The sequence below is a fragment of the Phenylobacterium sp. 58.2.17 genome, from assembly GCF_026411515.1.
Taxonomy (GTDB): domain Bacteria; phylum Pseudomonadota; class Alphaproteobacteria; order Caulobacterales; family Caulobacteraceae; genus Phenylobacterium.
Genome location: NZ_JAPMTQ010000114.1, coordinates 1 through 530, shown reverse-complemented (window position 1 = coordinate 530; position 530 = coordinate 1). Strand labels below are relative to the sequence as shown.

Annotated in this window: 1 protein-coding gene; it reads right to left on the bottom strand. The window is 32.8% G+C overall.

The annotated features are described in order from the left end of the window. A partial coding sequence (locus OUA97_RS23295; protein WP_267234452.1) for a hypothetical protein occupies positions 1-216 on the bottom strand: 216 nt, incomplete at its 3' end. Positions 217-530: the final 314 nt, after the last annotated feature.

Here is a 530-nt window from a genome sequence, read left to right as displayed (position 1 = left end):
ATAGCCTAAATAATTCAAGGCTGAAAATGGCTCATAGATATGAAGAGTTTTCGATTTACCATCTACATCAATTAAAAAATCATCAAAGCCGCCACTATTATTAATCAACCCATTTAAGACATGTTTTAAATAGAGATATTGTTTTTCTGAAAATTCACTAGCCCAGTCTGGTGTGTTGCTATTAGTGATGATTTGTTGATGAATCAAAGATGACATTTTTAATCCTTATGAGTTTATTTTTTGATTGCCCAGACTAGATAATAGTCGTGGTCCAGCGGCTCTAGCTTTGCCTACAATTTCAATAAGTTCAGCATAGCTAAGCTCGAATTTATCATTAAAACTAAAATCAATATTAGTATCTTTGGTCTCAGAATGTTTCATGAACGATAGGTCTAGAGCATCAATAAGTATTTGAGTTAATTGCTCATCAGTTAATTTAAATAGGTGCATGGTGATTAGATACAGAGTTTCCCTTTTTCTCACTCAGAATATGAGCTATAGCTACTTAGGATGTGATTGTTGTGTTCGAT